Source organism: Hydrogenophaga aromaticivorans (genome assembly GCF_013387465.1).
Classification (GTDB): domain Bacteria; phylum Pseudomonadota; class Gammaproteobacteria; order Burkholderiales; family Burkholderiaceae_C; genus Hydrogenophaga; species Hydrogenophaga aromaticivorans.
In genome coordinates, this window is record NZ_VYGV01000016.1 from 112,583 (window position 1) to 134,272 (window position 21,690).

A 21,690-nucleotide genomic window follows, 5' to 3' on the forward strand; every position below is an offset into this window, starting at 1 on the left:
CAGGGCCAGCCCCCTCGGGGGGCAGCGACCCGCGCAGCGGCGGAGGGGGCTGCCTACCCTTTTCGCGCCCGCTCGTACAACCCCTGCACCTTCGGCACATTCGCCTCCAGGTCGCGGATGCGGTTCGGACCGGTGGGGTGGGTCGAGAGAAAGCCGATGCCTGGGCCACCCGTCTGGGCGGCCATCTTCTGCCACAGGCTCACGCTGGCCCGGGGCTGATAGGCGCCGCGCGCCGCGAGTTCCAGGCCCACCAGATCGGCCTCGGACTCGTCCTCGCGGCTGAACCGCAGCGTGAGCAGCTGCGTCCCCAGCCCGGCGGCCACGTTGCCCAGATCGCCCAGCCCCAGCAGCTGGGCGCCCAGCCGCAGGCCGAGGTCGGTGGCGCTGCTCTTGGCCAGCCGTTCGCGCGCGTGTTCGCGCAAGGCGTGGGCCATTTCGTGGCCCATGATCATGGCGGCTTCGTCGTCATTCAACTTCAGCTGGCTCAGGATGCCGGTGTAGAAGGCGATCTTGCCGCCGGGCAGGCAGAAGGCGTTGATCTGGTCGCTGTTGATCAGCACCACTTCCCAGCGCCAGTCTCTGGCGCGCGGGTTCCAGGCTGCGGCGTGGGGAATGATGCGTTTCGCGATAGCGTGCAGGCGCCGGGTCTGCGGGTGGTTGGCGGGCAGCAGGGCGTTTTGCTGCTTCGCTTCCTGCACGGTCTGCACAAACTGCTGGCTGCCGGCCTGTTCGATCTGGTCGGCGGGCACGAGCTTGCGCAGGCTGGACGCTTTGCCCACGTCGACCTGGGCGGACGCAGGCAGGGCGACCGCTGCCGCGCCCGCGAGCACGAAGGCGCGGCGCGCCTGCCAGGGGCCGCGCTGTGGGGCATCTTGGGAGATGGGGGTGGAGGCTGTCTTGAGGTCGCAGAGAAAACACATGGGTCAATAATAGGCAAAGCCCCCGCCGGGCGCACCCACCTGCCGCAATGACCGAGAACGCCGTCACGCCTTCGAGCCCACAAAACACCGCCCGACCCACCTGGGGCGAGACCCTGCGCGCCTACCTGGAGCCCGCCAGCCTGCGCATGTTCGCGCTCGGTTTCTCGGCCGGGCTGCCGCTGCTGCTGGTGCTGGGCACGCTGAGCTTTCGCCTGCGCGAGGCCGGGCTGGACCGCACGACCATCGGTTACCTGAGCTGGGTGGGGCTGGCGTATGGCTTCAAGTGGTGCTGGTCGCCGCTGGTGGACCGGCTGCCGATCCCCTTGCTCACGCGCTGGATGGGGCGGCGTCGCAGCTGGCTGCTGTTGTCGCAGGGCGCGATCATGGCGGCGCTGGTGGGCATGGCCTTGTCGGACCCGCGCACCGGGCTGAACGTGGTGGTGTGGTGCGCTCTGGCGGTGGCGTTCGCCTCGGCCACGCAGGACATCGCGCTGGACGCCTTCCGCATCGAGTCCGCCGACACGCGGCACCAGGGCGTGCTCGCCGCGACCTACCAGACGGGCTACCGGCTGGCGATGATCTGGGCGGGGGGGGGGGTGTTGTGGCTGGCGGCGCGGGCCGAGGTGGCGCCGGTGGCCCAGGCCGCCGTCGCGGTGGTCACCGCGGCCGCTGAAGCCGCGAAGCCCGTGCCGGGTGCGCTGTACCAGAACGCCGCCTGGACCTCGGCCTACCTCGTCATGGCCGCGAGCATGCTGGTGGGGGTGGTGACGGTGCTGTTCTCGCGCGAACCGGTGCAACTGGCCGTGCCGCCCGCGCGCAATGCGGCCGAGTGGTTCCGGGGCGCTTTTGTCGAGCCGTTCGCCGACTTCCTCCAGCGCTATGGCAAGCAGGCCTTGCTGATCCTCGCGCTGATCGGCGTCTACCGCATCAGCGACGTCGTGATGGGCATCATGGCCAATCCGTTTTACGTGGACATGGGCTACACCAAGGACGAGGTGGCCGCGGTCACCAAGGTTTACGGCGTGATCATGACCCTGGTCGGCGCCTTCATCGGCGGCGCGCTGTCGCTGCGCTGGGGCGTGATGCGGGTGCTGATGCTCGGCGCCATCCTCTCGGCCGCGAGCAACCTGCTGTTTGCGTGGCTGGCCGGTCATGGTCACGATGTGACGGCGCTGATCGCCGTGATCTCGGCCGACAACCTCAGCGCGGGCGTGGCCTCGGCCGGCTTCATCGCCTACCTCTCCAGCCTGACCAACGTCACCTACTCGGCCACGCAGTACGCGCTATTCAGCTCCATGATGCTGCTGGCGCCCAAGTGGCTGGCGGGCTATTCGGGGGCGTTCGTCGATGCATACGACTACCCGACCTTCTTCACCGCAACGGCCTTTCTCGGTGTTCCGGTGTTGCTGCTGGTCTGGCTCGCCACGCGCCTCATTCCGCTGCCGGAGCGTCCAGCAGGCGTTTGAGCTCGGCCTTCTGCACCTTGCCGAGCGCGGTCTTGGGCAGGGCGTCGACGCGCAGCCAACGGCGCGGCCACTTGTAGCGGGCCAGACGCCCGTCGAGGAAACGCTGCAAGGGTTCGGCCCAGTCCGGGTGGTCGTGCTCCCCGGGCTGCAGCACCAGCACCGCGACCGCCACCTCGCCCCAGCGCGCGTCGGCCTGGCCGATCACACTGCACTCGACCACCAGCGGGTGTTGCAGCAGCAGGTTTTCGATCTCGGCCGGGTAGATGTTTTCGCCGCCGGAAATGATCATGTCCTTGGACCGGCCGACCACGGTGAAGCTGCCGTCGGGCGCCTGTTGCGCCAGGTCGCCGCTGTGGAAGAAGCCGTCGGCGTCGCAGGCCGCGCGGTCGGGCCAGTAGCGCCGGACCACATTGGGCGCCCGGATGCAGAGCTCACCCACGGCGCCGGGCGCCACCACCGCGCCCAGGGGGTCGCGCAGCTGCACCTCGACGCCGGGGGCCGGCCAGCCACAGGAGCCGGCATGGTCCTGGGCGTGTTCGGCTGGCAGGGCGATCGAGAACGGGCCGGTTTCGGTGCTGCCGTAGACGTTGCAGACCGGCACGCCGCGCGCATGAAACGCGGCCAGCGGTGCGGGCGGCAGCAGGCTGGACCCGGCCCAGACCGCGCGCAGGCTGGACAGATCGGTGCCGGTCCACCGCGGATGTTCGGTCAGCGCCTTGAGTGTGGCGGGCACCTGCAGGGTGAGGGTGGGGCGTTCGTGCGCGATGGCGTCCAGCGTGGCAACAGCGTCGAAACGCGAAAAGAGCAGCACGCGCGCGCCGACCGACAGCGCCGGCAGCGTCTGGAGGCACAGGCCGCCGACGTGGAACAGCGGCAGCACGGTGAGCACGGTGTCGTTCGCTGACAGCCCCTGGACCTGGGCGGCGATGGCCATGTTGGCCAGCAGGTTGCCCTGGGTGTGCACAGCGGCCTTGGGGGCGCCCGTGGTGCCTGAGGTGTAGACCAGCAGCACCGGTGCGTCCCACGCTTCGGCGAACTCCGGGCCGTCCGGGTCCATGGTGTCCGTGGTGGTGGTGTTCAACCGGCCAGGCAACTGCGCCATCGGAACGAGGTGGCCGGCGGCCGGCGAGGGGTGAGGCAGCGACTGGGCGGCCGATGCGAAGTGGGTGTCGTGCACCAGCACCCGAGGCTGGCAGTCGGCCAGCACGGCGGCCCACTCGGCGGCGGCGAGCCGGTGGTTCAGCGGCACCAGCAGCGCACCGAGCCGCGCCAGCGCAAACAGCAGCACTATCTGCAGCGGGTGGTTCAGCCCCAGCCAGGCGACCCGGTCACCGGCCTGCACCCCGTGTTGCGTCTGTAGATGGCGGGCGACGGCCGCCGCCCAGCGCGCCAGCTCCGCAAAGTCCGTGTCAGGGCCCGCAGGCGCTGCGGGTTCGCGTGCACTCAGCGCGAGAGCGCCTGGCCGTTCGCGGGCCAGGCGCTGCAGCAGGCTGTCCAGCGAACGGGCGGGCGGGAGAACAGGGGTCGGGAGCTGGGCCATTTACCGAACTTTACGCGAGCGGCGCACCGGGTTCACACGCGCGCGCGACCATACGCATGACCGGGCTCACCGATCCGCCGCCGGGCTGCCCCCGCAAGGGCGCGGGACGCTTGGAGGGCTCTATCCCGCCCGCTACACTGAATGCCATGACCTCCCCGACCCCCACCCGCCTCCTGATGATCGAAGACGATGCCCGTCTGGCCCAGATGGTCACGGACTACCTCGGCCAGTCAGGCTTCGCGGTCACGCACGCGCCCGCCGGCGAACAAGGGCTTGAGCAGCTGCAGATGATCCAGCCCGAGCTGGTGATCCTGGACCTGATGATGCCCGGCATGGACGGGCTGGAGGTGTGTCGCCGCATCCGCGCCATGCCCAACGAGAACGCGCGCGTGCCCGTGCTCATGCTCACCGCCAAGGGCGATCCCATGGACCGCATCATTGGCCTGGAACTGGGGGCCGACGACTACCTGCCCAAGCCCTTCGAGCCGCGCGAACTGCTCGCCCGCATCCGCGCCGTGCTGCGCCGCCGGGGCGAGCCGGGTGGGTCTGCGGCCACGACGCGCAGCTCACCCGTGCTGCGCTTTGGGTCGCTGGAGATCGATCGCGATGCGCGCACGGTGCAGGTCGCCGGACAGCTGTGCGAGCTCACGTCCTACCAGTTCGACCTGCTGGTGGCGATGGCCGAACGCGCCGGGCGCGTGCTCACGCGCGACCAGATCATGGAGGCCGTGCGTGGCCGCGAGCTCGAAGCGTTCGACCGCAGCATCGACGTGCACATCGGCCGCATCCGCACCGCCATCGAGGTCGACAGCAAGGACCCCAAGCGCATCCTCACTGTGCGGGGTGTGGGCTATGTTTTCGCCAAACAACAAGAATGAAAAGCCTTTGGGGTCAGCGGCTGTACCTGCGCATCTGGTTCGCCGTGGTGGCGGCCGTGGCGGTGCTGACGCTGGTGGTGGGCTGGCTCTGGCAGATGGCGCTGGACCGTGATCGCGAGGAACGCGATGCCCGGGTGGCGCGCGAGATTGTCTTGCGCAACGGGGCGGGTGAGGAGGTGGGGCGGTCGCCCGCCAAGGCGGTGCGCATTCCGGGTCAGGGGCTTGAGTTCCAGGTGGAGATGAAGGACGGCCACACGCTTTACGTCCTGCTGCCGCGGGCCAACCGCACCCCCGGCAGCTTGCCGTCCCGGCGCAGCCTGTTCGGCTTGCAGTCGCCTTTTGGTTTCGCCTGGCTGCTGGGACTGGTGGCGCTGGCGGTGGCGCTGGGGGCTTACCCGATCGTGCGCCGTCTGACGAAACGGCTGGAAGCCCTGCAAAAAGGCGTGGAGCGCTGGGGTCAGGGCGATTTGAGCACGCGCCTGCCTGTGCAGGGGCAGGACGAGGTGGCGTTTCTGGCGGCCCGGTTCAACGCCGCGGCCGAACGCGTGCAGACCTTGCTGCTCTCGCACAAAGCCCTGCTGGCCAACGCTTCACACGAGTTGCGTTCGCCGCTCGCGCGCATCCGCATGGGGCTGGAGCTGCTGGGGCACGACCGTGCCGGGGCCGGTCAGCGTGCCGAGATCGCGCGCAGCATCGAGGAACTGGACCAGCTGATCGACGAGATCCTGCTGGCCAGCCGGCTGGACGCGCGCGACGCCAACGACGCTTCCGCGCTGGGTCCGACCGAAGAAGTCGATCTGGTGGGCCTGGCGGCCGAGGAGTGCGCCCGCACCGGCGCCGATCTGGAGATCGCACCCGGCGGATCGACGCTGCTGGTGCAGGGTCACCCCAGGCTGTTGCGTCGCCTGTTGCGCAACCTGCTGGAGAACGCGCGGCGCTATGGACGCCCGGTTTCTGGCGCTGACGCAGACCCCGGAGAACCCCAGGTGCGTCTGACGCTGTCGCAACGGCCCGGCTCGGGGTCCCGGGCGCCGAATGGCGCTTCGGCGGTGGCGGTCCTGTGGGTGGACGACCGGGGTCCGGGGGTGCCGGCCGAGCTGCGCGAGCGCATCTTCGAGCCCTTCTACCGTCTGCCGGGCGCCAGCGAAAAAGAAGGCGGGGTGGGTCTGGGGTTGGCACTCGTCAAGTCCATCGCCGAGCGCCACCAGGGTTCGGTGCGTTGTGAATCCCGTCCGGGTGGCGGTGCCCGGTTCGTGGTCGAGTTGCCGTTGTGAGGTGCAAACGGGTCGGGGAAGCGCCGAAGGACCTGCTGCAGACCGCAGGGCCCTTGTTTTCGCCAAATGGGGGTGACAATTTCCAACAAAAAGGGTCGTTGCTCCCCCAAATGGGGGATGTTCGAAACCCATGTGGCAGCGCACAATTCACCCCGTTGCTGTCACAACATTCCGAAAAATGCAGATCCGGCAAACCCCATACGTTGATCCAAGCGTTTGAAACTGGTCTCCCAACGACGTCCTTCCAAGGACTTTCAAAGCCACCGCAAGGTGGCTTTTTTTTGCCCGTTTGTCGCGCCTGGAAGGGGCGCGTGCCGGGAAGTTGGGCCGCTACAGGCGGTCGATGCCCTGGTCCGAGAGGGTTTTGCCGCCCTTGCGCACTTGTTGGGCCGTTTCCTTGTTTTTTTCCTTGCACGCCAGGTCGGCGTAGGCCCGCTCGTGTTCCAGGTGCAGCACCGGCGCGGTGTACCGCAGGTGCCGTCCCCGGATGCCCGCGTTGTTCAGACGGAACCCGAGTTCGATGTCTTCTGCGCCGTAGCCGAAGTTCTCGTCAAAGCCGTTCACCTTGATCAGGTTGATGCGCCAGGTCGAGCTGTTGCCGCCGTTCCAGGTTTTGCTGACCGGGGTGAGGGTCTCGGCCAGGCCCGACAGCCACACCGGGTAGAGCCCGGCTTTCAGGCGGTTGCCGAGACCGTCCAGGGCCTGGTGGGCGGACAGCCACTGCGCTGTGAACACTTCGCCGGATGCGACCTGTTCTCTGGTGACGGCATTGCTGGTGGGCCGGTCCAGGCGGATCACGCCGCCGGTGCAAAACCGGTCCGGTTTGCTCAACGTGAGGTGGCGTTCGACAAACACCCGCCCCGGCACGCAGTCGCCATCCAGAAAAATCAGGTACTCCGCTGTTGAGCTGGCAATGGCTTTGTTCAGGATGCGGTTTTTCCGGAAACCATGGTCTGGGTGCCAGATGTGGCGCAGGCGCGGTCCAAACGCCGCGGCCCATGTATTCACCAGATCCCGGGTGGTCTGCCCGGAGCCGTCGTCGGCGATGCAGAGCTTGAAGTCGGCAACGGATTGCCGACGCAGGGCACACAAGGCCAGATCCAGCGCGTGCGGGTTGTTGTAGGTTGAGACAACAACCTCGACGCTTCCCGGCCCGGCCATGAATTCAGTGCCGGTGCGCGAGCTGTTCGTTGGCGCCCAGGCGGTAGACGGTGCCGCAATACGGGCAGCGCGCTTCACCGGTCTTGGCCACGTCCAGGTACACCTTGGGGTGGCTGTTCCAGAGCTTCATGTCGGCCTTGGGGCTGGGGCAGAAGATGCCGCCCTGGTGGTTCAGGTCCGCGGCGGCGAGTTCGATCGATGCGTTTTTCATGTCAAACCTTCGTCAGCCAGTGGGCGTATTTGTCGTTGCGGCCGTTGACGATGTCAAAAAACGCGCTCTGGATCTTTTCGGTGATCGGGCCGCGGCTGCCGGCGCCGAGTTCGATGCGGTCCAGCTCGCGGATCGGGGTCACTTCGGCGGCGGTGCCGGTGAAGAAGGCCTCGTCGGCGATGTAGACCTCGTCGCGCGTGATACGCTTCTGCACGATCTCCAGGCCCAGGTCCTTGGCGATGTGGAACACGGTGTTGCGGGTGATGCCATTGAGCGCACCGGCCGAGAGGTCGGGCGTGTAGATCACGCCGTTCTTGACCACGAAGATGTTTTCGCCCGCGCCTTCGGACACAAAACCGGAGCTGTCGAGCAACAGGGCCTCGTCGTAGCCCTCGTCGGTGACTTCCATGTTGGCCAGTATGGAGTTGGTGTAGTTGCTCACCGCCTTGGCCTGCGTCATGGTGATGTTGACGTGGTGGCGGGTGTAGCTGCTGGTCTTGACGCGGATGCCGCGCTTGAGACCCTCTTCACCCAGGTAGGCGCCCCAGGCCCAGGCCGCGACCATCAGGTGGATGGTGTTGCCCTTGGGGCTGACGCCCAGCTTCTTGTCGCCGATCCAGGTCAGCGGGCGGATGTAGCAGCTCTCGAGCTTGTTTTCGCGCACCACGGCTTTCTGGGCCTCGTTCACTTCTTCCTTGGTGAACGGCAGCTTCATGCGCAGGATCTTGGCGCTGTTGAACAGGCGCTCGGTGTGCTCTTCCAGACGGAAGATGGCCGTACCGCCCGCAGCGTTGTAGGCGCGCACGCCTTCGAACGCGCCGCAACCGTAGTGCAGCGTGTGGGTCAGCACATGGATCTTGGCGTCGCGCCAGTCGACCATCTGGCCGTCCATCCAGATCTTGCCGTCGCGGTCGGACATCGAGGGAATCACGGGGCTCATGCGGGGTCCTTTGGGGTGTATTGATCGATGGCCTGGGCGCAGACCGGCCAAACCCTGATTTTACGGCGCCGTCCCTGTGGCCGGCGCCTGGGCCGTTTCGTCTTCGGGTGCCGGTCGGGCCAGGTCCCAGCTCACCAGCCGGCCGTCGCGAAAGTGCGCGGTGACCGACGAATGGCTGCCATCGGTCCAGCGGTACTGTTCGGGCTGTTCCCCTTCGGCCGTCAGGCGTTCACCCAGTGCGCGCGTCATGGCGATCACGTGCATCAGCGTCACGCCTGGCTTGAGCTTGGCGTTGAGCATCACGGCGCTGGCGACAAAACCGATGGGCTGTTTCGCCGCGCGCTGCATCACCGTCATGAGCCGGGTGACGTGCAGAAGCAGCCACATCACCAGGCCACCTGCGACCACGGACACGCCGGGCCAGCCGTAGCTGCGGTAGGCCAGCACGATCAGCGCAGCGCCGGCCAGAGGAACAACAAGTCGCGAGAAGTTCATGTTCTGATTGTCGGCGCTTGTCGCTGACGGTCGGTTGCGGTCACTGCGTACACCCGGGGTGGGTTCATGCCAACGAGCGGGCCAATTCCATGGCCTCATCAATGCGATCCACACCATGCACTGTCATGCCATCAAATGCCTTGTCGTTCTTCTTCGGCAGGTTGGCCTTGGGCACCACCGCCACGCTGAAACCGAGCTTGGCGGCCTCTTTCAGCCGCTCCTGTCCGCGTGGCGCCGGTCGCACTTCGCCCGCGAGGCCCACCTCGCCAAACGCAATGAAACCCTTGGGCAGGGGCTTGCCGCGCAGACTGGAGGTGATGGCGAGCATCACCGCCAGGTCGGCGGCCGGTTCGCTGATGCGCACGCCGCCCACGGCGTTGACAAACACGTCCTGGTCCATGCAGGCCACACCGGCGTGGCGGTGCAGCACGGCCAGCAGCATGGCCAGGCGGTCGCGGTCCAGGCCCACGGAGAGGCGCCGGGGCGACGGGCCGCCGCTGTCCACCAGCGCCTGGATCTCCACCAGCATCGGCCGCGTGCCTTCCAGCGTCACCATCACACAGCTGCCGGGCACGGGTTCGGAATGTTGCGAGAGAAAGATCGCGCTCGGGTTGCTCACGCCCTTCAGGCCACGCTCGGTCATGGCGAACACGCCGATCTCGTTCACGGCGCCAAAGCGGTTCTTGATCGCGCGGATCAGGCGGAAGCTGGAATGCGTGTCGCCCTCGAAATACAGCACGGTGTCCACCATGTGCTCCAGCACGCGCGGGCCAGCCAGCGCGCCTTCCTTGGTCACGTGGCCCACCAGCACGATCGCCGTGCCGCTGGCCTTGGCCGCGCGGGTCAGGTGAGCCGCGCACTCGCGCACCTGCGCCACCGAGCCGGGTGCACTGGTGAGCTGTTCGGAATACACGGTCTGGATCGAGTCGATCACGGCGATGGCCGGTCTCACATGGTCCAGCGTGGCGAGGATCTTCTCCAGCTGGATCTCGGCCAGCACGCTGACCTGCGAACCGTCCAGCCCGAGCCGGCGCGAACGCAGCGCCACCTGGGCGCCGCTTTCTTCACCCGTGACGTAGAGCGTTTTCTGACCGGCGCGCTGCAGCGAATCCAGCGCCTGCAGCAGCAGGGTGGACTTGCCGATGCCCGGGTCGCCGCCGATCAGCACCACGCCGCCTTCGACGATGCCGCCGCCGAGCACGCGGTCCAGCTCGTCGTGGCCGGTGGGCGTGCGCTGCACGTCGGTGGCATCGATGTCGGCCAGGGTCGTGACTTCGGCGGTCTTCGCCAGCGACGCAAAGCGGTTCTTCGCCGGGGCCGACGATTCGGCCACCGATTCGATCAGCGTGTTCCAGGCGTTGCAGTGCGGGCACTTGCCCAGCCACTTGGGGCTGCTGCCGCCGCATTCGTTGCAGGTGTATTGGGTTTTATCTTTGGCCATGTGGCAGGCAATATAGTCGAGTCCCGCCGGGCTGGCTCCGGCCCCGCCTGCTCCACTGGACCGCTTTTGCCCGACCCCCGCCATCCCTCCCCGCCGCCCGCCGCGGCCTTGCGCGCGCTGCCGCCCGGCGAACAGCCGCTGACGGCCGCCGCGCGGGCCTTCAACCTGCAGCTGACCCGCGTCGACAAGCTCAAGGCGCAGCTCGATGAGCTGGACGCCCTGGCGCAGTCGCACCGGGTGGAGTTGCACCGCTGGGTCGCGCCCTTGCAGCAGCGCCAGCGCCAGCGCATGCGCGAGCTGGCCTTGTGGCTGGCGGAGTGCCTGCAGGGCAAGACCCTGAGCCGCTTGCAGCAGGCGACGGCGACCGAAGCCCTGTGTCGGCTGGCGCAGACCCTGGCCGAGGAGGGCGATCTCGCCATGGCCGAGCTGCACGACCAGCACAGCCCGCAGACGCTGGCGCAGAAGAAGCAGGCCGCGGCCGACGCCCTGCGCGCGCGGCTGGAACAGGTGCTGGGCGAACCGCTGGCTGATGCCAGTGAGGACCCGTCGATGGAAGAGTTGTTGCGCGCCGGCATGGCGCGGCTGCGCGAGTCGCAGGACGAAGAACAGGCGCGCCGCCAGGCGAAGGCGAAGGCCCGCAAGGCGCGTCAAAAACCCGGCGCGGAACAGACCCAGGCCCAGGTGCAGCAGGCCGATGCTGAAACGCAGCTGCGCACGCTGTTTCGCCAGCTCGCCAGCGCCCTGCACCCGGACCGCGAGACCGACGCCCAGGAGCGCCTGCGCAAGACCGCGCTCATGAGCGAGGCCAACGCCGCCTATGGGCGCAAGGACCTGGTCACGCTGATGCAGATCCAGCTGCGCGCCGAGCTGGCCGACCCGGCCGCCGTGTCGCGCCTGGCCGAAGACAAGCTGGCCGCGCTGACCCTGTTGCTCAAGCAGCAGGTGGCCGGGTTGGAGCGCGAGCGCGCCGCGCGCCAGCAGCGTCTGGCGCGCGAGTTCGACCTGCCGCCGGGCCAGGTGGCCAACCCGAACACGCTCAAACAGCATCTGCTGGCCCAGGTGGCGGCGCTGGAGTCGGCCGTGGCGCAGACCGAGCAGGATCTGGAGCGGGTGCAGGAACCCGCCGGCCTCAAGCGCTGGCTCAACCAGCAGCGCGAAACACCGGGTCGTGTGCGTGCGGACCGCGATCCCGACGACTATTTCTGAACCGCGCCTTGTGGACTTACTTCGCCGGGTGGCTGTAGCGGCGTTTCACTTCGGCGATCTCCACCGAGTAGCTGGCGTACCAGCGCTCGCGCCCCAGCTGCTGCGCGGCCAGGTGGTCGGTGTGCTGTTTCCAGGCGCGGATGCTGGCCTCATCGGGCCAGTAAGAGAGCGCGATTTCCTGGTCGCCCTCGGTGGCGGCGGTGAAATCCAGGCAACCGAACTGGGTCAATGCCAGTTCACGCATCTGAGCCGCCATGGCGCTGTATTCGGCGTCGAGGGCGCGGGCTTTCGCGCGGAAGATCACAACAAACATTCGAAGCCTTGGATGAGTTGACGGGTGATTTCGGCCGCCGGCAGCGACCGGCAACCGCTGGCGTTCTGGCCCGACCAGAGCGGTGAAAAGTCGCCGCTGCCCAACGCTTCGAAGTGCGCGCGCAGCGGCGCGATGGCGGCGGTGGCGAGCGGGAAGGCTGGCGCGGCCGGGCTCAGGAGGCCGAGTTCGCGCATCACGCGGTTGACGATGCCGCGCGCCGGCCGGCCGGTGAACACGTTGGTGAGCGCGGTGTGGCGTGCGGCGGCGCTCTGCAGCGCGGCGCGGTGCAGTTCGCTGGTGGTGGCTTCAGCGCTGCACAGGTAGGCCGTGCCGACCTGCACGCCGGCCGCGCCCAGCGCCATCGCCGCGGCCACACCCGCCGCGTCGGCGATGCCGCCGGCCGCGATCACCGGCACGTCCACCGCCGCCACGATCTGCGGCAGCAGGGCGAAGGTGCCCATTTGCTGGCTCAGGTCGTGCGACAGAAAGTGCCCACGGTGACCTCCGGCCTCCAGGCCCTGGGCGATCACGGCGTCGGCGCCGTGGGCCACGAGCCAGCGCGCCTCGTCCACCGTGGTGGCGCTGGACAGCACCACGCTGCCCCAGCGTTTCACGCGGGCCACCAGATCGGGCGAGGGCAGGCCAAAGTGGAAGCTCACCACCGGCGGGCGGAAGGGTTCCAGGATGTCGGCAGCCGCAGCGCTGAACGGGACGCGGCCGGCGCCGGCCGGCACTTTGGCGAGGTCCAGCCCGGCCTCGGCATAGAAGGGGGCGAGCGCCGCACGCCAGACGGCTTCGCGGCCCGCATCGGGTTCGGGTGGTGTGTGGCAGAAGAAGTTGACGTTCCAGGGACGCTGGGTGCCGGTGCTCAGGGCCGCCAGCTCGCGCTGCAGGGCCTCGGCCGTGAGCATGGCGCCGGGTAGGGAGCCCAGGCCGCCGGCATTGCTCACCGCGATCGCGAGCGCCGCGCCCTGCACGCCGGCCATCGGGGCCTGGATCAACGGGAATTCGGTGTGCAGCAGCTCGGTCAGGGTTTTCATGCGCGGATTGTCGGTGCGACGGACCGTGGTGACCAGTCCCCCGGCATAGGCCGCCGAACGGCTCAGGGTAAACCCGAAAACCGGGCCAAAGAAAATCATTTAACATATTAAATAAATGAGCACCGAAACCCCTTTTGTCCACCGCAACCTGCCGCGCCTGCTGCTCGAAGCGCGCGAGGCCGTGATGCAGCACACCCGGCCCAGCCTGCGCGAGCACGGCCTGTCGGACCAGCAGTGGCGCGTGCTGCGCGTGCTGGGTGAACACGCAGCCGATCCGGCGGGCGTCGAGACCGGCCGCGTGGCACGCGAAGCGCTGTTGCTTGGCCCCAGCCTCACCGGCGTGCTCACGCGCATGGAGCGCGACGGGCTGATCAGCCGCGCGCGCTGCCCGCAGGACGCGCGCCGTACCGTGGTGCGCGCCACCCGGGCGGGGCTGAAGCTGGTGGCCACACTGTCACAGACCATCGAGGCGCACTACGCCTGGATGGAAGAGCGCCTGGGCAAGGCGCGGCTGGCGCAGCTCTACACCCTGCTCGACAGCGTGATCGCGCTGGAAGTGCCCGATGCCGACGAGGGTGGGGGCGCGGGCTGGACCGAAGAAGACGCCGCATGAAGGAACCGACATGAACACCCCCTGGACCCCGCCGTACCTGCCGCAGGGCACGGTCTACGGCACCCTGCTGAACTTCCGGCGCGAACACGCGCTGTGGGCGCCGCGCATGAACGAGGCGCCCTACAAGGCGCCGCCGCAGGCGCCGGTGCTCTACATCAAGACCGCCAACACCTTCACGCCGTCGGGCCATGCCATCGCGCTGCCCCACCAGGTCGCCGAGGTCGATGTGAGCGCGTCGCTCGGTCTGGTTGCGGGCGAGGGCGGCCGCGTCGCGAGCGCCGTGCTGTTCAACAACGTGGCGATTCCGCACGAGAGCTACTTCCGCCCGTCGGTGAAGTTCCGCTGTGTGGACGGTTTCCTCGGTGTGGGGCGCGATGCCGTGGCGCTGGACGCGCTGGGGGGCCTCGACGGCCTGGCCGGGCTCGTGATCGAGCTGCGCATCAATGGCGTGCACCGCCAGACCGTGGCGCTGGCCGATCTGGTGCGCGACGCGGCCACGCTCTGGGCCGACGTGAACGCCTTCCAGACCTTGCGGCCGGGCGACGTGCTGATGCTCGGCACCGATTGCCTGCCCGACGGCACCCGCCCGCGCGCCAAAGCCGGGGACGCGGTGGAGATCCTGGCCACCGGCTTCAAGCCGCTGGTGAACGCCTTCGTCGGAGAACAGACATGAAAAGAGCCCGTATCGCCTGGGCCGGCGCGGTCCACGACGCCATCGAAGCCGATGGCCAGCTCGAACTGCTCACCCCCGCTTTCAAAGGTCGCCGCGTGACTTTCGACGAGGTGGTCTGGTTGCCGCCGCTGGCGCCCGTTGACCGCGCGCGCACCGTGCTCGCGCTGGGCCTGAACTACGCCGATCACGCCAAGGAACTTGATTTCAAGGCGCCCGAAGAGCCGCTGGCCTTCGTCAAGGGCGAGTCCTCGCTGATCGGTCACCGCGCCTTCACCGTGCGACCCGACGGCGTGATGTTCATGCATTACGAATGCGAACTCGCGGTGGTGATCGGCAAGCCTGCGAAGCGCGTGAAGAAGGCCGATGCATTGCAGTACGTGGCCGGCTACACCGTGGCCAACGACTACGCGATACGCGACTACCTGGAGAACTGGTACCGCCCCAACCTCAAGGTCAAGAACCGCGACACCTGCACGCCCATCGGCCCCTGGCTGGTCGACGCAGCCGATGTGGCCGACCCGATGAACCTGGCGCTCACGACCACCGTGAACGGTCAGCTCACGCAGCAGGGCAACACGAAAGACATGATCTTCGATGTGCCCACGCTGATCGAATACTTCAGCAGCTTCATGACCCTGATGCCCGGCGACCTGATCCTCACCGGCACGCCCGACGGCGTGGTCGATTGCCAGCCGGGGGACGTGATCGTCACGTCCATCGAACACATCGGTGAACTCATGAACACCATCACGGCGGCGCCCAAGGCCGCCTGACAACGCAGGAACCGACATGACCCAACGCATCAACCACCTCATCAACGGCAAGACGGTTGCCGGCACCGACTACTTCGAAACGATCAACCCCGCCACGCAGGGCGTGCTGGCCGAAGTGGCTTCGGGCACCGAGACCGAAGTCAACGCCGCGGTGCAGGCCGCCAAGGACGCCTTCCCGAAATGGGCCGGCCTGCCGGCGACCGAGCGCGCCAAGAAGATCCGCGCACTCGGCGAGCTGATCGCGAAGCATGTGCCGGAGATTGCCCAGACCGAAACCGACGACACCGGCCAGGTGATCGCGCAGACCGGCAAGCAGCTGATCCCGCGCGCGGCGGACAACTTCAGCTACTTCGCCGAGATGTGCACCCGGGTTGACGGCCACACCTACCCCACGCCCACGCACCTGAACTACACCCTGTTCCACCCGGTCGGCGTGTGCGCGCTGATCAGCCCATGGAACGTGCCCTTCATGACGGCCACCTGGAAGGTCGCGCCCGCGCTGGCCTTCGGCAACACGGCGGTGCTGAAGATGAGCGAGCTGTCGCCCATGACCGCGGCGCGCCTGGGCGAGCTGGCGCTGGAAGCCGGCATCCCGGCCGGCGTGTTGAACGTGGTGCACGGCTTCGGCAAGGAGGCGGGCGAGCCGCTGTGCGCGCACCCCGACGTGCGTGCGATTTCCTTCACCGGCTCCACCGCCACCGGCAACCGCATCGTCAAGACCGCGGGCCTGAAGAAGTTCAGCATGGAGCTGGGCGGCAAGAGCCCGTTCGTGGTCTTCGACGACGCGGACCTGGACCGTGCGCTCGACGCCGCACTTTTCATGATCTTCAGCAACAACGGCGAGCGCTGCACCGCCGGCAGCCGCATTCTGGTGCAGCAGAGCATCTACGCCGACTTCGCCGCGAAGTTCGCCGAACGCGCCAAACGCATCGTCGTGGGCGACCCGCAGGACGAGAAGACCACCATCGGTCCGATGATCAGCCAGGGCCATCTGGCCAAGGTGCGCAGCTACATCGAGCTGGGACCGAAGGAGGGCGCGACGCTGTTGTGCGGCGGCCTCGACCGGCCGAGCTATGCGGCTGAGCTGCCGGCGCATGTGCAGGCGGGCAACTATGTCTGGCCCACGGTGTTTGCCGACGTGGACAACCGCATGCGCATCGCGCAGGAAGAGATCTTCGGCCCGGTGGCCTGCCTGATTCCGTTTCGCGACGAGGCGCACGCCATCGAGCTGGCGAACGACATCGCCTACGGCCTCTCCAGTTATGTGTGGACGGAGAACCTGGGCAAGGCGCACCGCGTGGCCGCGGCGGTGGAAGCGGGCATGTGTTTCGTGAACTCGCAGAACGTGCGCGACCTGCGGCAGCCATTTGGCGGCACGAAGGCGTCGGGCACGGGGCGCGAGGGTGGCACCTGGAGTTACGAGGTGTTCCTGGAGCCCAAGAACGTGGCGGTGTCTCTCGGTTCCCATCACATTCCTCATTGGGGGGTGTGATGTGTTCTCCGCTGTTTCACTCAAAGGGGTGGGCAGGATCGAACGGCCGGGGCGCTCTGCTCCGCTCATGTCCCCCGGAACGGGCTGCGCCCGTTCCTCCTCCTTTACTTCGCTGCGCAGAACACCCCACCCGATCGATCCGACGCGAGGTGTTGGCACTCATGGGGCGACGGACCAGCCATGCAGTGGGTTGGCCGCGCCGGGTGCCTACCGCAGCGAAGTCAAGGAGGAGGGCTGCGCGCAGCGCAGACCGGGGGACATGAGCGGAGGTGGGCGCCCGGCGTGGTCAGCCCACGGAGCCAACGAAACAATTCCTAAGCACTGACAGGAGACAAAACCCATGGGCAAAGTAGCACTGGTCGGCAAGATCACCCACGTCCCCTCCATGTACCTCAGCGAGCTCGACGGCCCGCGCAAGGGCACGCGGCAGGACGCCATCGACGGCCACGTTGAAATCGCGCGCCGCTGCCGGGAAGCCGGGGTGGACACCATCGTCGTCTTCGACACCCACTGGCTCGTCAACGCCAGCTACCACCTCAACTGCGCGCCGCACTTTGAGGGCACCTACACCAGCAACGAGCTGCCGCACTTCATCAGCAACCTGCCGTTTGCCATCCCCGGCAACCCCGAGCTCGGGCAGCTGCTGGCCAAGGTGGCCAATGAACACGGCGTGGAAACCCTGGCCCACCACGCCACCACGCTCGGCCCGGAGTACGGCACGCTCGTGCCCATGCGCTACATGAACGCCGACCAGCACTTCAAGGCCATCTCGGTCTCGGCGCTGTGCACCGTTCACTACCTCAACGACAGCGCGCGCCTCGGCTGGGCCATGCGCAAGGCGGTCGAAGACCACTACGACGGTACCGTCGCCTTCCTCGCCAGCGGCAGCTTGAGCCACCGCTTCGCACAGAACGGCCTCGCGCCCGAATTCGCGTTCAAGGTCTGGAGCCCCTTCCTCGAAACCCTGGACCACCGCGTGGTGCAGATGTGGGAAAACGGGGAGTGGGCCGACTTCTGCGGCATGCTGCCCGAGTACGCCGCCAAGGGCCACGGCGAAGGCTTCATGCACGACACCGCCATGATGCTGGGCGTGCTGGGCTGGAGCGAGTACGACGGAAAGGCCGAGGTCATCACGCCGTATTTCGGCGCGTCGGGCACCGGCCAGATCAACGCCGTGTTTCCCGTCACGCCCGTCACCGGCAAAGCCATTCCCAAGGCGCAGGCCTCGGCCGCCGACGGGTTCAGCCTCGTGAGCTCACGCCTCTGAACGGAATCCCCATGCCCCACCTCGTCATCCTCTACACCCCCAACCTCGACAAGCCAGCGGCCGAAGGCGGCGTCGACATGCGCGGCCTGTGCCGCGCGCTCGCCGACGCGATGCTCGCCGTGCGCGACGAGCAGGACCAGCAGGTCTTCCCCACCGGCGGCACGCGCGTGCTGGCCTACCCCGCGGCGCACAGCGCCGTGTCCGATGGCGGCGCGGCCGGCATCGAGGCGGGCCTGGGCGGCGACTACGCCTTCGTCTACATGAACGTGCGCATGGCCAAGGGCCGCAGCGCGGTCGTGCACCAGCGCGTGGGCGAGGCGCTGAACGCCTGCGTGAGGGAGCGTTTCGCCGAACAGCTCGCAAAGCGCCCCATCGGGATCACTGTGCAGGTCGACGAGGGCCACGAGGTTTTCGACGCCAAGAACAGTTCCCTGCACCCGCTTTTCCAGAAGAAGTAAGCCATGTTCGACGACGCCCTCGTTCAGCAGCTCGCCGCCGAGCTGCAGCAGTCCCAGCAGACCCGCACGCAGGTCGAGCACTTCTCCAAACGCCACCCCGGCATGACGGTTGAAGACGGCTACCGCATCGGCCGCGCCTGGGTCAAGTTGCAAAAGGCCGCCGGCCGGAAAGTCATCGGCCACAAGATCGGCCTGACCAGCCGCGCCATGCAGATCAGCAGCCAGATCGACGAGCCCGACTACGGCACCCTGCTCGACGACATGCTCTACACCGCGAAGGCCGGCGAGGTGATGGAAATTCCGGTGAAGAACTTCATCGCCCCGCGCGTCGAGGTCGAGCTGGCCTTCGTGCTCAAGGCGTCGCTGGCTGGCCCGAACGTCACGGTGGAAGACGTGCTGGCCGCGACGGACTACATGACGCCCGCCATCGAGATCATCGACGCACGCATCGAGCAGTTCGATCGCCACACCAAGGTGATGCGCAAGGTCTACGACACCATCAGCGACAACGCGGCCAACGCCGGCATCGTCATAGGCGCGGGCGACCCCGCGTTCAAGGCCGACCCGCGCAGCACCAACCGCCCATGGTGCGGCGCCATCCTGCGGCAGAACGGCGCGGTCGAAGAGACCGGCCTGGCCGCCGGCGTGCAGGGCGACCCCGCCATTGGCATCGCCTGGCTGGCCAACAAACTGGCGCCCTGGGGCGAGACGCTGCAGGCTGGCGAGACCGTGCTCGCCGGCAGCTTCACGCGGCCAGTGGCGGCCAAAGCCGGCGACCTGTTCGAGGCCGATTACGGCCCGCTCGGCTGCCTGTGCTTCCGCTTCATCTGACCGCACACACTTGTATATAGAAGGAGACCCCGCATGGCCGACGCCTTCCTCAAACCCGCCCGCATCAGCGACGCCGAATGGCAGGCTCGCGTGCAGCTCGCCGCCTGCTACCACATCTTTGCCCACCTCGGCTGGGCCGAACTGATCTACAACCACATCTCGCTGCGCGTGCCGGGGCCGGACGACCACTTCCTCATCAACCCCTTCGGCCTGCACTACACCGAGGTCACCGCGTCCAACCTGGTCAAGGTCGACGTGGACGGCAACATCATAGGCAACGACGACTGGCCGATCAACCCGGCCGGCTTCACCTTCCACGGCGCCATCCACGCCACCCTGCCCGACGCGCACTGCGTGATGCACGTGCACACCACGCCGACCATGGCCGTGTGCTGTCTGAAGGACGGCCTCTCGTTCACCAATTTCTACGCCGCCCAGCTCTACGGCCAGGTCGCGTACCACGAGTTCGAGGGCATCACCGTGCACCGCGACGAGGGCGCGCGCATCCTCGCCAGCGCGGGCGGGAAACGGGTCCTGCTGCTGCGCAACCACGGCCCCGTGGTGATCGGCAACAGCCTGGCGCAGGCCTTCAACATCATGTGGCTGGTGCAGCGCGCTTGCGAAATCCAGGTCGCCTCGCAGGCGCTGGGCGAGCTGCAGCCCATTTCCGAAGCCGCGCTGCAGGCCTGCGTGCGCGACTCGCTCAACTTCAATCCCCGGCACGGCGCCGGTGAAGACTCCTTCGCTGCCATGCAACGCCTGATCGACCGCATCGACCCGGGGTACCGCGCATGAGCACACAAACCTTCGACAAAGTCGCCATCGTCGGCGTCGGTGCCATCGGCGGCCTGTTCGCGGGCTGGCTCGGCTCGCGCCTGCCGGCCGGGCAGATCCAGCTTTCCGCCGTGGCGCGCGGCGACACGCTGCGGGCGTTGAAAGAGCGCGGTGTGACGTGGGTCGACGCCGAGGGCGCGGAACACCGCGCCGCGGTCCACGCCAGCGACGACCCTGCCAGCCTGGGCGTGCAGGACTTGGTGATCGTCTCGGTGAAAGGCCCGGCGATGCCCGCTGTCGCACCCGCCGTGCGCGCGCTGATGGGGCCGCACACGGTGGTGCTCGTGGCGATGAACGGCGTGCCCTGGTGGTTCTTCGACGGCCTGCCCGGCGAGGCCGCGGGCCTGCAACTCAACGCCGTCGACCCCGGCGGCGTCACCGCGGCGAACATCCCCACGTCGCAGGTCATCGGCTGCGTGGTGCACGCCAGCGCCGCCGCACCGCAGCCCGCGCGCATCCAGCGCATCAAGAACAACCAGCTCATCCTCGGCGAGCCGGCCGGCGGCGTGACCCCGCGCGTGCAGGCCGTGGCCGAGCTGCTGGGCGCGGCCGGTTTCGGCGTCACCGTATCCGAGCGCATCCAGCGCGACATCTGGTTCAAGCTCTGGGGCAACATGACCATCAACCCTATCTCGGCCATCACCGGCGCGCCCTGCGACCGCATCCTCGACGACCCGCTGGTGCGCGGCTTTGTCAGCGCCATCATGCTGGAGGCCAAGGCCATCGGTGCGCGCATCGGCATCCCCATCGACCAGAGCCCCGAAGACCGCCACGCCGTCACGCGCAAGCTCGGCTCGTTCAAGACCTCGATGCTGCAGGACGTGGAAGCCGGCCGCCCCATCGAGCTCGACGCGCTGGTCGGCGCCGTGCGCGAGATCGGCCAGCACCTGGGCGAAGCCACACCGAACATGGACGCGCTCATGGGCCTCACAAGATTGATGGGCCAGATGCGCGGCCTCTACCCTGAACCGACGAAGACACCGCAATGAAGATCCCCCAGAACACCTTCCGCGACGCCCTCCAGGCCGGCAAGCCCCAGATCGGCTGCTGGGTCGGCTTCGCCTCGCCCGACGTGGCCGAGGCCCTGGCCGGCTGCGGCTTCGACTGGCTGCTCATCGACGGCGAACACGCGCCCAACGACCCGCGCACCGCGCTCGACCAGCTGCGCGCGATTGCCCCGTACACCAAGACCCACGCCGTCGTGCGCGCGGTCGAGGCCGACGTGGCCCTTGTCAAGCAGTACCTCGACATCGGCGCGCAGACCCTGCTGATCCCGATGATCGACACCGCCGAACAGGCCGCGCTCATGGTCCAGGCCATGCGCTACCCGCCCGAAGGCATCCGCGGCATGGGCGCGGCGCTCGCGCGCGCCTCGCGCTGGAACCAGGTCGACGACTACCTCAACCAGGCCAATGGCCAGATGTGCCTGCTGGTGCAGGCCGAGACCGTGACCGCGGTCAACAACCTCAAGGCCATCGCCGAGACCGAGGGCGTGGACGGCGTGTTCTTCGGCCCGGCCGACCTCTCGGCCAGCATGGGCCACCGCGGCCAGCCCGGCCACCCCGAGGTGCAGAAGGTGATCCTCGAAGGCATCGCCACCGTGCGCGCCGCCGGCAAGGCCGCCGGCATCCTCGCCACCGACCCGGCGCTGGCGCAGCAGTACCTCGACGCGGGCGCGCTGTTCGTGGCGGTGGGGGTGGACACGACGCTGCTGGTGAAGGCGGCGAGTGGGTTGCTGGAGCGGTTCAGCGCGGGGGCTTCAAAGGGGCCGGCTGGGCCGTCGGGCGGGTACTGAGTGGCGACAGGGTGCCAAATCTGAAGAAAAAATCTTCGGGAGGCTTCTTTCTGAAGAAAAAATCTGCGC

The 21,690-nt window shown here is 68.0% G+C and carries 23 protein-coding genes; 14 read left to right on the forward strand and 9 right to left on the reverse strand.

Annotation, left to right across the window (positions count from 1 at the left end):
• Positions 1-53: 53 nt before the first annotated feature.
• A complete protein-coding gene (locus F3K02_RS17475) occupies positions 54-920 on the reverse strand; it encodes a M48 family metallopeptidase (protein WP_177136915.1) in 867 nt (288 codons plus the stop codon).
• Positions 921-967: 47 nt separating this feature from the next.
• Between F3K02_RS17475 and F3K02_RS17480 the strand changes: the two genes are divergently transcribed.
• Positions 968-2,386 carry an AmpG family muropeptide MFS transporter gene (locus F3K02_RS17480; protein ID WP_177136916.1) on the forward strand — a complete coding sequence of 473 codons (1,419 nt, stop codon included), beginning with the start codon at positions 968-970 and terminating at the stop codon, positions 2,384-2,386.
• Here F3K02_RS17480 and F3K02_RS17485 read toward each other — a convergent pair.
• Positions 2,352-3,926 (reverse strand): class I adenylate-forming enzyme family protein, encoded by a 1,575-nt coding sequence (locus tag F3K02_RS17485; protein WP_177136917.1) that lies wholly within the window; start codon positions 3,924-3,926, stop codon positions 2,352-2,354. The two genes, F3K02_RS17480 and F3K02_RS17485, sit on opposite strands and share 35 nt — an antisense overlap.
• Before the next feature lie 146 nt (positions 3,927-4,072).
• On the opposite strand from F3K02_RS17485, the gene F3K02_RS17490 reads away from it, so the two are divergent.
• Positions 4,073-4,804: a response regulator gene (locus tag F3K02_RS17490; protein ID WP_218179489.1), complete on the forward strand. Its 732-nt coding sequence runs from the start codon at positions 4,073-4,075 to the stop codon at positions 4,802-4,804.
• Positions 4,801-6,078 carry a sensor histidine kinase gene (locus F3K02_RS17495; RefSeq protein ID WP_177136918.1) on the forward strand — a complete coding sequence of 426 codons (1,278 nt, stop codon included), beginning with the start codon at positions 4,801-4,803 and terminating at the stop codon, positions 6,076-6,078. The genes F3K02_RS17490 and F3K02_RS17495 overlap by 4 nt, the downstream gene beginning before the upstream one ends.
• A 330-nt stretch (positions 6,079-6,408) precedes the next feature.
• Here the strand turns inward: F3K02_RS17495 and F3K02_RS17500 are convergent, their stop codons facing one another.
• The 5 genes from F3K02_RS17500 to radA form a co-directional block, all read right to left on the reverse strand.
• Positions 6,409-7,239 (reverse strand): glycosyltransferase, encoded by an 831-nt coding sequence (locus F3K02_RS17500; protein WP_177136919.1) that lies wholly within the window; start codon positions 7,237-7,239, stop codon positions 6,409-6,411.
• Between the two features lie 4 nt (positions 7,240-7,243).
• Positions 7,244-7,450: a zinc-finger domain-containing protein gene (locus F3K02_RS17505; protein WP_177136920.1), complete on the reverse strand. Its 207-nt coding sequence runs from the start codon at positions 7,448-7,450 to the stop codon at positions 7,244-7,246.
• Position 7,451: 1 nt separating this feature from the next.
• Positions 7,452-8,390, reverse strand: coding sequence for a branched-chain amino acid transaminase (locus F3K02_RS17510; RefSeq protein ID WP_177136921.1), 939 nt, complete (start codon positions 8,388-8,390; stop codon positions 7,452-7,454).
• A 60-nt stretch (positions 8,391-8,450) separates the two neighbouring features.
• A complete protein-coding gene (locus tag F3K02_RS17515) occupies positions 8,451-8,885 on the reverse strand; it encodes a glycerate kinase (protein WP_177136922.1) in 435 nt (144 codons plus the stop codon).
• A 64-nt stretch (positions 8,886-8,949) separates the two neighbouring features.
• Positions 8,950-10,326: a DNA repair protein RadA gene (radA, locus tag F3K02_RS17520; protein WP_177136923.1), complete on the reverse strand. Its 1,377-nt coding sequence runs from the start codon at positions 10,324-10,326 to the stop codon at positions 8,950-8,952.
• Between the two features lie 66 nt (positions 10,327-10,392).
• On the opposite strand from radA, the gene F3K02_RS17525 reads away from it, so the two are divergent.
• Positions 10,393-11,532 (forward strand): hypothetical protein, encoded by a 1,140-nt coding sequence (locus F3K02_RS17525; protein WP_177136924.1) that lies wholly within the window; start codon positions 10,393-10,395, stop codon positions 11,530-11,532.
• 16 nt (positions 11,533-11,548) lie between these two features.
• Here the strand turns inward: F3K02_RS17525 and F3K02_RS17530 are convergent, their stop codons facing one another.
• Positions 11,549-11,845, reverse strand: a complete 297-nt coding sequence (locus tag F3K02_RS17530; protein WP_177136925.1) for an antibiotic biosynthesis monooxygenase family protein — start codon at positions 11,843-11,845, stop codon at positions 11,549-11,551.
• Positions 11,833-12,885, reverse strand: coding sequence for an NAD(P)H-dependent flavin oxidoreductase (locus F3K02_RS17535; RefSeq protein ID WP_177136926.1), 1,053 nt, complete (start codon positions 12,883-12,885; stop codon positions 11,833-11,835). The genes F3K02_RS17530 and F3K02_RS17535 overlap by 13 nt, the downstream gene beginning before the upstream one ends.
• A gap of 115 nt (positions 12,886-13,000) precedes the next feature.
• Between F3K02_RS17535 and hpaR the strand changes: the two genes are divergently transcribed.
• The 10 genes from hpaR to hpaI all read left to right on the forward strand — a co-directional run bounded on the left by hpaR (position 13,001) and on the right by hpaI (position 21,621).
• Positions 13,001-13,498, forward strand: a complete 498-nt coding sequence (gene hpaR, locus F3K02_RS17540) for a homoprotocatechuate degradation operon regulator HpaR (RefSeq protein WP_177136927.1) — start codon at positions 13,001-13,003, stop codon at positions 13,496-13,498.
• 10 nt (positions 13,499-13,508) lie between these two features.
• Positions 13,509-14,171: a fumarylacetoacetate hydrolase family protein gene (locus F3K02_RS17545; RefSeq protein WP_177136928.1), complete on the forward strand. Its 663-nt coding sequence runs from the start codon at positions 13,509-13,511 to the stop codon at positions 14,169-14,171.
• Positions 14,168-14,944, forward strand: a complete 777-nt coding sequence (locus F3K02_RS17550; RefSeq protein ID WP_177136929.1) for a fumarylacetoacetate hydrolase family protein — start codon at positions 14,168-14,170, stop codon at positions 14,942-14,944. The genes F3K02_RS17545 and F3K02_RS17550 overlap by 4 nt, the downstream gene beginning before the upstream one ends.
• Before the next feature lie 16 nt (positions 14,945-14,960).
• The gene (gene hpaE, locus F3K02_RS17555) at positions 14,961-16,436 is read left to right on the forward strand and encodes a 5-carboxymethyl-2-hydroxymuconate semialdehyde dehydrogenase (protein ID WP_177136930.1); all 1,476 of its coding nucleotides are present in this window, start codon (positions 14,961-14,963) and stop codon (positions 16,434-16,436) included.
• Positions 16,437-16,776: 340 nt separating this feature from the next.
• The gene (gene hpaD, locus F3K02_RS17560; protein ID WP_177136931.1) at positions 16,777-17,703 is read left to right on the forward strand and encodes a 3,4-dihydroxyphenylacetate 2,3-dioxygenase; all 927 of its coding nucleotides are present in this window, start codon (positions 16,777-16,779) and stop codon (positions 17,701-17,703) included.
• Between the two features lie 11 nt (positions 17,704-17,714).
• The gene (locus F3K02_RS17565; RefSeq protein ID WP_177136932.1) at positions 17,715-18,161 is read left to right on the forward strand and encodes a 5-carboxymethyl-2-hydroxymuconate isomerase; all 447 of its coding nucleotides are present in this window, start codon (positions 17,715-17,717) and stop codon (positions 18,159-18,161) included.
• Between the two features lie 3 nt (positions 18,162-18,164).
• Positions 18,165-18,992, forward strand: a complete 828-nt coding sequence (gene hpaH, locus F3K02_RS17570) for a 2-oxo-hept-4-ene-1,7-dioate hydratase (protein WP_177136933.1) — start codon at positions 18,165-18,167, stop codon at positions 18,990-18,992.
• 33 nt (positions 18,993-19,025) lie between these two features.
• Positions 19,026-19,787 carry a class II aldolase/adducin family protein gene (locus F3K02_RS17575; RefSeq protein WP_177136934.1) on the forward strand — a complete coding sequence of 254 codons (762 nt, stop codon included), beginning with the start codon at positions 19,026-19,028 and terminating at the stop codon, positions 19,785-19,787.
• Positions 19,784-20,815 (forward strand): 2-dehydropantoate 2-reductase, encoded by a 1,032-nt coding sequence (locus F3K02_RS17580; RefSeq protein ID WP_177136935.1) that lies wholly within the window; start codon positions 19,784-19,786, stop codon positions 20,813-20,815. The genes F3K02_RS17575 and F3K02_RS17580 overlap by 4 nt, the downstream gene beginning before the upstream one ends.
• Complete coding sequence (gene hpaI, locus F3K02_RS17585) at positions 20,812-21,621, forward strand: 4-hydroxy-2-oxoheptanedioate aldolase (protein ID WP_177136936.1); 810 nt, start codon at positions 20,812-20,814, stop codon at positions 21,619-21,621. Before F3K02_RS17580 ends, hpaI begins: the two co-directional genes overlap by 4 nt.
• Positions 21,622-21,690 lie beyond the last annotated feature (69 nt).

Coding starts and splice junctions, on each gene's coding strand:
- F3K02_RS17475 (WP_177136915.1), bottom strand. CDS start 920: ATGTGTTTTCTCTGCGACCTCAAGACAGCCTCCACCCCCATCTCCCAA.
- F3K02_RS17480 (WP_177136916.1), top strand. CDS start 968: ATGACCGAGAACGCCGTCACGCCTTCGAGCCCACAAAACACCGCCCGA.
- F3K02_RS17485 (WP_177136917.1), bottom strand. CDS start 3,926: ATGGCCCAGCTCCCGACCCCTGTTCTCCCGCCCGCCCGTTCGCTGGAC.
- F3K02_RS17490 (WP_218179489.1), top strand. CDS start 4,073: ATGACCTCCCCGACCCCCACCCGCCTCCTGATGATCGAAGACGATGCC.
- F3K02_RS17495 (WP_177136918.1), top strand. CDS start 4,801: ATGAAAAGCCTTTGGGGTCAGCGGCTGTACCTGCGCATCTGGTTCGCC.
- F3K02_RS17500 (WP_177136919.1), bottom strand. CDS start 7,239: ATGGCCGGGCCGGGAAGCGTCGAGGTTGTTGTCTCAACCTACAACAAC.
- F3K02_RS17505 (WP_177136920.1), bottom strand. CDS start 7,450: ATGAAAAACGCATCGATCGAACTCGCCGCCGCGGACCTGAACCACCAG.
- F3K02_RS17510 (WP_177136921.1), bottom strand. CDS start 8,390: ATGAGCCCCGTGATTCCCTCGATGTCCGACCGCGACGGCAAGATCTGG.
- F3K02_RS17515 (WP_177136922.1), bottom strand. CDS start 8,885: ATGAACTTCTCGCGACTTGTTGTTCCTCTGGCCGGCGCTGCGCTGATC.
- radA (WP_177136923.1), bottom strand. CDS start 10,326: ATGGCCAAAGATAAAACCCAATACACCTGCAACGAATGCGGCGGCAGC.
- F3K02_RS17530 (WP_177136925.1), bottom strand. CDS start 11,845: ATGTTTGTTGTGATCTTCCGCGCGAAAGCCCGCGCCCTCGACGCCGAA.
- F3K02_RS17535 (WP_177136926.1), bottom strand. CDS start 12,885: ATGAAAACCCTGACCGAGCTGCTGCACACCGAATTCCCGTTGATCCAG.
- hpaR (WP_177136927.1), top strand. CDS start 13,001: ATGAGCACCGAAACCCCTTTTGTCCACCGCAACCTGCCGCGCCTGCTG.
- F3K02_RS17545 (WP_177136928.1), top strand. CDS start 13,509: ATGAACACCCCCTGGACCCCGCCGTACCTGCCGCAGGGCACGGTCTAC.
- F3K02_RS17550 (WP_177136929.1), top strand. CDS start 14,168: ATGAAAAGAGCCCGTATCGCCTGGGCCGGCGCGGTCCACGACGCCATC.
- hpaE (WP_177136930.1), top strand. CDS start 14,961: ATGACCCAACGCATCAACCACCTCATCAACGGCAAGACGGTTGCCGGC.
- hpaD (WP_177136931.1), top strand. CDS start 16,777: ATGGGCAAAGTAGCACTGGTCGGCAAGATCACCCACGTCCCCTCCATG.
- F3K02_RS17565 (WP_177136932.1), top strand. CDS start 17,715: ATGCCCCACCTCGTCATCCTCTACACCCCCAACCTCGACAAGCCAGCG.
- hpaH (WP_177136933.1), top strand. CDS start 18,165: ATGTTCGACGACGCCCTCGTTCAGCAGCTCGCCGCCGAGCTGCAGCAG.
- F3K02_RS17575 (WP_177136934.1), top strand. CDS start 19,026: ATGGCCGACGCCTTCCTCAAACCCGCCCGCATCAGCGACGCCGAATGG.
- F3K02_RS17580 (WP_177136935.1), top strand. CDS start 19,784: ATGAGCACACAAACCTTCGACAAAGTCGCCATCGTCGGCGTCGGTGCC.
- hpaI (WP_177136936.1), top strand. CDS start 20,812: ATGAAGATCCCCCAGAACACCTTCCGCGACGCCCTCCAGGCCGGCAAG.